This window comes from Streptomyces sp. NRRL S-495 (genome assembly GCF_000966955.1).
Taxonomy (GTDB): Bacteria; Actinomycetota; Actinomycetes; order Streptomycetales; family Streptomycetaceae; genus Kitasatospora; species Kitasatospora purpeofusca.
The window spans coordinates 1-8,702 of record NZ_JZWY01000240.1 but is presented as its reverse complement, the minus strand read 5'-3'; the positions used below and the strand labels follow the sequence as shown (position 1 = coordinate 8,702).

Below are 8,702 nucleotides of genomic sequence, written 5' to 3'. Positions count from 1 at the left end.
CCGAGGTCGCGCACCGCGACCGTCACCAGCCGGACGATCTCCTCGTCGGTGAGCAGTTCGGGCTTGGGCAGCCACTGGAGGCCCTGCTCCGGCATGCAGTAGGTGCAGCGCAGATTGCACCGGTCGGTGAGGGAGACCCGGAGGTCGACGGCGCGGCGGCCGAAGGTGTCGAGCAGCACGGCGGTCCCTTCCCGAGTGAGGTGCCGCCTGGTGAGCGGCCGGCCCGGCCACCGTCGCGGCGGCGCCGGGCCAGCTTAGTCATCAGCTGTTCATCAGTGGGCGCCCAGCCCGGTCAGCGAGCGGACCTCCAGTTCAGCGTACTTCGCCGGGTCGGCCTGTTCGCGGGAGAGCACGGTGCCGAGCCAGCCCGCGAGGAAGCCGACCGGGATCGAGACCAGGCCGGGGTTCTCCAGCGGGAACCAGTGGAAGTCGGAGTGCGGGAAGAGCGAGTTCTTCCCGCCCGAGACCACCGGTGAGAAGAGCACCAGCACCACCGAGGTGACCAGTCCGGCGTAGACGGAGCTGACCGCGCCGACCGTGTTGAACCGCTTCCAGAAGAGCGAGAACAGCAGGGTGGGCAGGTTCGCCGAGGCGGCGACCGCGAAGGCCAGGGCGACCAGGGCGGCGGTGTTGAGCTTGTCGGCGAACAGGCTGAGCGCGATCGCCACCGCGCCGATCCCGGCGGCGGCCCACTTGGCCACGTACACCTCCTGGCGCTCGGAGACCTTGCCGCGCCGGATCACGTTGGCGTAGAGGTCGTGGGCGAAGGAGGCCGAGGAGGCGAGGGTGAGTCCGGCGACCACGGCGAGGATGGTGGCGAAGGCGACCGCGGAGATCACCGCGAGCAGCACGGCGCCGCCGGTGGTGCCCGCGCCGCCGCCCAGGTTCTCGGCGAGCAGGGGGGCGGCGGTGTTGCCGGCCGCGTTGGAGGCCTTGATGGTCTTCGGGCCGACCAGCGCGGCGGCGCCGAAGCCGAGCGCGAGGGTCATCAGGTAGAAGCCGCCGATGATGCCGATCGCCCAGAGCACGGACTTCCGGGCGGCCTTGGCGGTGGGCACGGTGTAGAAGCGGACCAGGATGTGCGGCAGGCCGGCGGTGCCCAGCACCAGCGCGAGGCCGAGGCTGAGGAAGTCGAGCTTGCTGGTGCCGGTGGCCCCGTACTTCAGCCCCGGCTCCAGGAAGGCGTTGGCCTTGCCGCTGGCGTCGGCGGCGGCGCCGAGCAGGCTGGAGATGTTGAAGTGGTACTTGGCCAGCACCAGGACGGTCATCAGCGCGGTGCCGGCGATCAGCAGCACGGCCTTGACGATCTGCACCCAGGTGGTGCCCTTCATGCCCCCTATGGCGACGTAGAGGACCATCAGCGCGCCCACCGCGACGATGGTCCAGCGCTTGGCCCCGTCGCCGCTGACCCCGAGGAGCAGGGCGACCAGGCTGCCGGCGCCGACCATCTGGGCGAGCAGGTAGAAGATCGACACCACGATGGTGGAGATGCCGGCGGCGGTGCGCACCGGGCGCTGGCGCATCCGGAACGCCAGCACGTCGGCCATGGTGTAGCGGCCGGAGTTGCGCAGCGGCTCGGCGACCAGCAGCAGCGCGACCAGCCAGGCGACCAGGAAGCCGATCGAGTACAGGAAGCCGTCGTAGCCGAACAGCGCGATGGCGCCGGCGATGCCGAGGAACGAGGCCGCGGACATGTAGTCGCCGGAGATGGCGAGGCCGTTCTGGAAGCCGGAGAAGCCCCGGCCGCCGGCGTAGAAGTCGGCGGCGTCCTTGGTCTGGCGGCCGGCCCAGACGGTGATGCCGAGGGTGGCGAGCACGAAGACCCCGAACAGGGTCATCGTGAGGCCGCGGTGGTCGGTGGCGGATGTGGCGAGCAGGTTCATTCGGCGGCCTCCCGGGGGGCGTGGACGACGGCGCCGCGCGCCTCGCGGATGGCGGCCGCGGGCGGGTCCAGCCTCCGGGCGGCGTAGCGCGCGTACCAGGCCGCGATGGCGAAGGTGGTGACGAACTGGAGCAGTCCGAGGACGAGGGCGACATTGATGTGCCCGACGACCTTGGTGCCCATCAGGCCGGGGGCGTAGCTGGAGAGCAGGACGTAGAGCAGGTACCAGAGCACGAAACCGATGGTGACCGGAAACGCGAAGCTCCGGAACGAGGACCGGAGGCCGCGGAACTCGGCGCTCTCCTCGATGAGTTGGGTTTCGGTGGCGGTGGTGTCGATCGGCGGCGATTCCACTCTGACTCCTCACTCGTTCGGCGTAGTGGTCGCACCAGTGGAACGATCGGACGTGAGCGGCGTCACAGTCCGGATGCGCGCCGCGCAATGCTAGGAGGGTGGCGCGTAAGCCGAAAGGGTTTGACCGTGACCAGCCAGACGTTCACCCCTCTGCACTAACCGATTGGCCGAAAACCACCGTATCCGGGCAAACGAAAGGGGCGGCACCGGCCATTCGGTGCCACCCCGACCACCCGTCAGGACCTCTTCACGACAGGCTCCGTCGAGAGCCCGGGATCAGAACTCGATCCGCACCTTCAGCGCGGAGCGGTCGGCCATCGCCCGGTAGCCGTCCGGGACGCCGTCCAGGTCGACCGTGCGGTCGAAGACCAGGCCCGGCTCGATCGCGCCGGACAGGACGTCCGGGAGCAGCTCGGGGATGTAGGCGCGGGCCGGCGCGACGCCGCCGTTGAGCGAAACGTTTCGGCCGAACATCTGACCGATGTCCACGCCCGCACTGCCGCCGTGCGGCACACCCACGTAACCGACCGCCCCGCCGTCCCGGGCGATCGACACCGCGGTGCGCATCGACTCCTCGGTGCCGACCGCCTCCAGCACGGCGTGCGCGCCCTGCCCGCCGGTCAGCTCGCGCACCGCCTCGATCGCCGCCTCGCCGCGCTCGGCGACCACGTCGGTCGCGCCGAACCGGCGGGCCAGATCGGTCCGGGCGGTGTGCCGGCCCAGCGCGATGATCCGCCCGGCACCCAGCCGGTGCGCTGCCAGCACCCCGCACAGGCCGACCGCGCCGTCCCCGACCACCGCGACCGTGGAGCCGGCCCGGACCCGCGCCGAGACCGCCGCGTGGTGACCGGTCGCCATCACGTCCGACAGCGCCAGCAGGCCCGGCAGCAGCTTCTCGTCGCCCAGCGCCTCCTTGGGCAGCTTCACCAGGGTGCCGTCCGCGAACGGCACCCGCACCGCCTCGCCCTGCCCGCCGTCCGAGCCGACCTCGCCCCAGAAGCCGCCGTGCGGGCAGGAGGTCTGCAGGCCGGGCAGGAGGTCTGCAGGCCCTCGCGGCAGAAGTCGCAGGTGCCGTCCGACCAGACGAACGGCGCCACCACCAGGTCGCCCGGGCGGAAGTCGCGGACCTCGGCGCCGGCCTCCTCGACCACACCGAGGAACTCGTGCCCGATCCGCTGCCCGGCCACCCGCGAGGCGACACCGCGGTACGCCCACAGGTCACTGCCGCAGATGCAGGCGTTCACCACCCGCACCACGACGTCGGTCGGCTGCTGGACGACCGGGTCCGGCACCTGCTCGATCCGGATGTCATTGGGACCGTGGATGACGGTGGCGCGCATGAGGGTTCGTCCTTCGCAGAGGTGTCCGCAGGGGTGGCGCGGACGACCGGAAAACAATCGACCAGATGTACGACGACTGCACCGCCCACTCTATTCCGGCCGGTCCCCGGCAACATTCCGGACAGCGGCGGACCGGGGCCGACCTGGCCGGACCGCCCTCCGCGACCGCCGACGGGCCGTATTCTGTTGCACCATGTACGCGATCCAGCCCGAGACCCCCGGCGCAGCTCCGCGGACCGCCCCCCTCCCGGCACAGCGGTCCGCCGCGCCCGCCGCCGGCTTCGCGGTGGTGGACGTCGAGACCACCGGCCTCGGCCGGACGGACCGCGTCATCTCGGCGGGCGTCTACCAGCTGGATGAGGAGGGCGAGGTCACCGACCACTGGTACACCCTGGTCAACCCCCAGCGCGACCCCGGCCCGGTCTGGATCCACGGCCTCACCGGCGACCAGCTGGCCGGCGCCCCCACCTTCCCGGAGATCGCCGGCGAGTTCGCCGAGCGGCTGCGCGGCCGGGTCCTGGTCGCCCACAACGCGCTCTTCGACTGGAACATGATCTCCCGCGAGTTCTCCCGGGCCGGCCTGCACGCCCCGGTCGACCACCGGCTGTGCACCATGGTGCTCGCCCGCGACCTGCGGCTGCCGCTGCCCAACGGCAAGCTCTCCTCGCTCGCCGAGTACTTCGGCGTCCAGCAGCGCCAGGCGCACAACGCGCTCGACGACGCCCGGGTCCTCGCCGAGGCCTTCCGCCCCAGCCTGCACCTGGCCCGCTCGGGGGGTGTCCCGCTGCCGCTCCAGTCCTGCGTGGCCGTCACCGACCTCGGCGAGGACGCGCCCGCCTCCCCCTCCCGGGCCTCCTGGACCGGCGCGGCCTACCGCCAGGCCAAGAAGCGCCCGCCGTGCCCCTACCCCAACCCGGGGCGCTGGGAGGACGGCAGTCCGCTCGTCCAGGGCATGCGGGTGGCCTTCACCGGCGACACCGCCACCGACCGGGAGCTGCTGGAGGACCGCGCCGTCGAGGCCGGCTTGCACATCGCCACCTCGGTGAGCCGCCTCACCAGCCTGCTGGTGACCAACGAACCGGGCAGCTGGAGCGGCAAGGCCCGCCGGGCCCGCGAGCTCGGCACCCCGGTCGTCGGCGAGGACGCCTTCCTCCAGCTGCTGCGCGAGGTCGCCCCGCACCCCGGTGGGTGAGCCGGTTGTGAACAGGGCGTACCGTGCCCATGTGTACCGTTTTCTGCTCTCCCGGCGCTGGCTGATCACCCTGCTGATCGCCCTGCTGCTGATCCCCACGACCGTCCGGCTGGGGTTCTGGCAGCTGCACCGCCACGAGGCGCGGGTGGACCGCAACGAGCTGATCGCCCGGTCCCTCACCGACCCGCCCGTGCCGTTCGACACCCTGTCGGCGGCGCCCGGCTTCGCCGTCCCCAAGGACCTCACCTGGCGGACCGTGACGGCCACCGGGCAGTACGACCCGGCGCACGAGTTCGTGGTCCGCAAGCGGACCGACTCCAGCGGGGACAAGATCGGCTACTTCGTGATCACCCCGCTGGCGCTCGCCGACGGCGCGGGCACCGTGCTGGTCAACCGGGGCTGGGTGGCCTCCGGCAACTCCGCCGTCGAGTACCCCGCCGTGCCGGCCGCCCCGGCCGGCCAGGTCACCCTGACCGGCCGGCTGCGCGCCGACGAGGCCGCCGGCGGCAGCATCAAGGACCGGGCCGGACTGCCGGACCGGCAGTTCAACCTGATCAGCTCCACCCAGCAGGCCAAGGACACCGGCGCCGCCCTGCTCGGCGGCTACCTGGAGCTCACCGCCACCCAGCCGGCCCCGGCCGACCAGCCCGAGCTGCTGCCCGAGCCCAACCACTCCGACATCGGGCCGCACATGGCGTACGCGATCCAGTGGTGGCTGTTCACCGCGCTGATCCCGGTCGGGTTCGTGGTGATGGCCCGGCGCGAGGCCAAGGACCGCCGCAAGGAGGCCGCCGGGACCGAGGGCCTGCCGGTCGCCGTCCCGGCCTGAGCCCGCCGCTGTTCGGCCCGGACGCGCGGCTGCTAGAGCACATCCTCCAGGTCACGCAGCAGCCGGGCCTTGGCCCGCGCCCCCACCACCGCCTTCACCGGCTCGCCGCCGCGGAACACCATCAGCGTCGGCATCGACAGCACCCCGTAGGCCGCCTGGGTCTCCGGATTGTGGTCCACGTCCAGACTGACCACGGTCAGCCGGTGCGCCTCCTCCCGGGCGATGTCCGCCAGGACGGGCGCCATCTGGCGGCACGGCGGGCACCAGTCCGCCGTGAAGTCCACCAGTACCGGCCCCTCGGCGGCCAGCACCTCGGCGGCGAAGGTCCCGTCCGTCACCGCTGTCACTCCCGCGATCCGCATCATGCTCTACCTCTCCCCTGTGTTCCGGTCGGGGGCCGCGGACGCGGCCCACTCGCACTGCGGCGGCTCCGCGGCGGCCCCGGCCGCCAGCGCGTCGCGCTCCCGCTCGGCCCGGGCGAACTGCTCGGACACCTGGGAGCGGACCTCCTGCAGCCGGGCGATGCACTCGTCCAGTTCGGACAGCTTCTTCCGGTAGACCTCCAGCGAGGCCGGGCAGGAGTCGCCGTGCGGATGCCCCGCCTGCAGGCACTCGACGAACGGCCTGGTCTCCTCCAGTCCGAAACCGAAGTCCTGGAGGGTGCGGATCTGCCGGAGCAGCCGCACATCCTCCTCCCCGTACGCGCGGTACCCGTTGCCGGCCCGACGGGCCGGGAGCAGCCCGAGCTGCTCGTAGTACCGCAGTGCCCGGGTGGTCGTCCCCGCCCGCTTCGCCAGTTCACCGATCCGCATGTCCGGACCCTGCCCTTCCGGCAGCCGTCCGAACGCCGCCGGGACCGACGGTAGACCTTGACGCCGACGTCAACGCCAGCGGCGGTGGCGGCGGCCGGCCCCGCCGCGCCCCCTACCTCCGGCCCGGGCCCACCCGGCAGGATGTCCCCATGGATCTTGGACTGCAGCACAAGGTGTACGTGGTCACCGGGGCGACCCGGGGCCTGGGCCTGGCCACCGCCCGCGAACTCGCCGCCGACGGCGCCCGGGTGCTGGTCACCGGTCGCGGAGCCGCCGCCGTCGACGCCGCCGTGGCCGAACTCGCCGCCCTCGGCGACGGGCCGGACTCGGTGCACGGACTGGTGGCCGACAACGCCGACCCGGGCACCGCCGAACGGCTGGTCACCGCCGCCGTCGAGCGCTTCGGCCGCCTCGACGGCATCCTGATCAGCGTCGGCGGACCGCAGGCCGGACCGGTCGCCACCGCCCCCGAGGAAGCCTGGCGGGACGCCTTCGAGTCGGTCTTCCTCGGCGCCCTGCGGATCGCCCGCGCCGCCGCCGCGACCCTCGGCGAGGGCGGGGTGATCGGCTTCGTGCTCTCCGGGTCGGTCCGCCAGCCCATCCCCGGCCTCGGCATCTCCAACGGCCTGCGCCCCGGCCTGGCGATGGCCGCCAAGTCGCTGGCCGACGAGCTCGGGCCGCGCGGCATCCGGGTGGTGGGCCTGCTCCCGGCCCGGATCGACACCGACCGGGTCCGTGAGCTCGACGCGCTCGGCGGCGACGCGGAGGCCTCCCGCGCCCACCACAGCGCCGCGATCCCGCTCGGCCGCTACGGCACCCCGGAGGAGTTCGGCAAGGTCGCCGCCTTCCTGCTCTCCCCCGCCGCCTCCTACCTCACCGGTGTGATGGTCCCGGTCGACGGCGGCGCCCTGCGCGGCCTCTGAGCCGCCTTCGGGCGGCCGTCCCGGCCGGGGCCGGGCGGGTCAGACCACGCGCGGACGCTTGCGCCGACCGTGCTGACGCCCGGTGACCTCCGGCCGGGCCGCGACCACCCGGATCCGCAGCTCCGCCGGCAGCTCCGGCAGCCCCAGACTGGCCCGCGCCCCGGTGCGCGGGCCGGTCTCGAAGTGCTCGGCGAGCGCGGCCGGATCACCGCCCGGCGTCATCCGCACGACCGCCCGCAGCCGGGGGTGCCGACGCCCGCGCACCAGCCGGACGCCCACCCGCTCGACCTCCGGCAGGGTGACCGCGCCGCTCTCCACCGCCTCCTCCAGGGCCCTGGTGCGCAGCCGCAGCCGCAACCCGGCCACCCCGGGCGTCGGCAGCAGGACGGTCGTCGGGCCGCTGCGGCGCAGCTGCGCCAGCAGCCACCAGCCGGTGCCCAGGACCACCAGCGAGAGGCCCCCGATCACCACCGGCCACCACCAGGACCGGTCCTCCCAGCGGGTGCGCGCGCGGTCGCCGAGCACCGGCCGGTCGGGCGAGGCCAGCGGCCACCGGGACGGCGGCTCCAGGCCGAGGCGCCGGTACAGGTCGAGCCCGCCGAGCAGCACCAGCAGCCCGGCCACCAGCAGCACCGCCCCGACCACCCCCAGCAGCAGCCGGTTGACCGCGATCCGGCTCACGCGCCACCACCGCCCCGTACCGGACCCTCCGGCCCGCCGCCCGCCGCCTTGCTGCTCTCCGCCGCGCTGCCCACCGCCGTGCTGCCCTCTGCCGTGCTGCCCTCGCGCACTGGCTCCTCCTCCGGTACCGGACCGGCCCCGGCCCGCCGACCCGCCGTCCGCACGTCCAGCCGCAGCGGCCCCGCCAGGGTGACCGCCGCCAGCTCCGCGCGCAGCTGCCGCTGCACCGAGGCCGGATCGGCCGGTCCGACCAGCGCGATCCGCACCCGGCGCCGGTTGATCCGCACCTTGAGGTGCTCGACCCCCGGCAGCCCGGCCGCCCGGTCGGCCAGCAGAGCGGCCACACCGGACCGGTCGATGGCCGCCGCGGTGTCCCCGTGCGGGCGCAGCGGCAGCCAGCGGCCGAGGCCGGGGGCGAGCGCGAGCCACAGCAGCCAGCCGCCGAGCAGGGTGGCCGCCCCGGCGCCGAGCAGTACCGCGAGATCGTCCGGGTGCCGGGTGGCCAGCTCGTCGGCGAGGTCCGTGCGCCACTGCCGGGCCGGCTGCCCGGTCCGGACGGCCACCACGTCGTACAGCAGCGCCACGGCCAGGATCAGCAGCACGGTGGCCACCACGACGGCGGCCGTGGTGCGCGGCGCGCGCAGTCGGGGCACCTTCGGAGCCGGTTCGGCGGCCGGGTGCTCCGGGGC

General features: G+C 73.9%; 10 protein-coding genes and 1 pseudogene. 3 read left to right on the top strand and 8 right to left on the bottom strand.

What is annotated here, in order from left to right; translation table 11 throughout:
• The 4 genes and pseudogenes from VR45_RS13950 to VR45_RS13935 form a co-directional block, all read right to left on the bottom strand.
• Nucleotides 1-179, bottom strand: a 179-nt coding sequence (locus tag VR45_RS13950; protein WP_045940053.1) for a radical SAM protein, incomplete at its 3' end; no start/stop codon positions are given.
• 93 nt (nucleotides 180-272) lie between these two features.
• Nucleotides 273-1,883, bottom strand: coding sequence for a cation acetate symporter (locus tag VR45_RS13945; RefSeq protein ID WP_045940052.1), 1,611 nt, complete (start codon nucleotides 1,881-1,883; stop codon nucleotides 273-275).
• Entirely contained in the window at nucleotides 1,880-2,236 is a 357-nt protein-coding gene (locus VR45_RS13940; protein ID WP_045940051.1) for a DUF485 domain-containing protein, read from the bottom strand. The genes VR45_RS13945 and VR45_RS13940 overlap by 4 nt, the downstream gene beginning before the upstream one ends.
• Nucleotides 2,237-2,512: 276 nt before the next feature.
• Nucleotides 2,513-3,576 (bottom strand): annotated as a pseudogene (locus VR45_RS13935) (zinc-dependent alcohol dehydrogenase family protein).
• 193 nt (nucleotides 3,577-3,769) lie between these two features.
• Here VR45_RS13935 and VR45_RS13930 point away from each other — a divergent pair.
• Together VR45_RS13930 and VR45_RS13925 are read left to right on the top strand one after the other, a co-directional pair.
• Nucleotides 3,770-4,768 (top strand): DEDDh family exonuclease, encoded by a 999-nt coding sequence (locus tag VR45_RS13930; protein ID WP_052709072.1) that lies wholly within the window; start codon nucleotides 3,770-3,772, stop codon nucleotides 4,766-4,768.
• A 31-nt stretch (nucleotides 4,769-4,799) separates the two neighbouring features.
• Nucleotides 4,800-5,597, top strand: a complete 798-nt coding sequence (locus VR45_RS13925) for an SURF1 family protein (protein ID WP_045940050.1) — start codon at nucleotides 4,800-4,802, stop codon at nucleotides 5,595-5,597.
• Between the two features lie 32 nt (nucleotides 5,598-5,629).
• On the opposite strand, the gene trxA is transcribed toward VR45_RS13925, so the two are convergent.
• Both trxA and VR45_RS13915 read right to left on the bottom strand, forming a co-directional pair.
• Nucleotides 5,630-5,962, bottom strand: coding sequence for a thioredoxin (gene trxA / locus VR45_RS13920; RefSeq protein WP_030398269.1), 333 nt, complete (start codon nucleotides 5,960-5,962; stop codon nucleotides 5,630-5,632).
• Between the two features lie 3 nt (nucleotides 5,963-5,965).
• Complete coding sequence (locus VR45_RS13915) at nucleotides 5,966-6,409, bottom strand: MerR family transcriptional regulator (RefSeq protein WP_045940049.1); 444 nt, start codon at nucleotides 6,407-6,409, stop codon at nucleotides 5,966-5,968.
• A gap of 149 nt (nucleotides 6,410-6,558) precedes the next feature.
• Here VR45_RS13915 and VR45_RS13910 point away from each other — a divergent pair, with 149 nt between their 5' ends.
• Nucleotides 6,559-7,332, top strand: coding sequence for an SDR family oxidoreductase (locus VR45_RS13910; protein WP_045940048.1), 774 nt, complete (start codon nucleotides 6,559-6,561; stop codon nucleotides 7,330-7,332).
• A gap of 39 nt (nucleotides 7,333-7,371) precedes the next feature.
• Here VR45_RS13910 and VR45_RS13905 read toward each other — a convergent pair whose 3' ends face one another.
• Nucleotides 7,372-8,013, bottom strand: a complete 642-nt coding sequence (locus VR45_RS13905) for a hypothetical protein (RefSeq protein ID WP_045940047.1) — start codon at nucleotides 8,011-8,013, stop codon at nucleotides 7,372-7,374.
• The coding region (locus tag VR45_RS42310) for a DUF6286 domain-containing protein (RefSeq protein ID WP_052709071.1) at nucleotides 8,010-8,702 on the bottom strand (693 nt) is incomplete at its 5' end. The genes VR45_RS13905 and VR45_RS42310, both read right to left, overlap by 4 nt.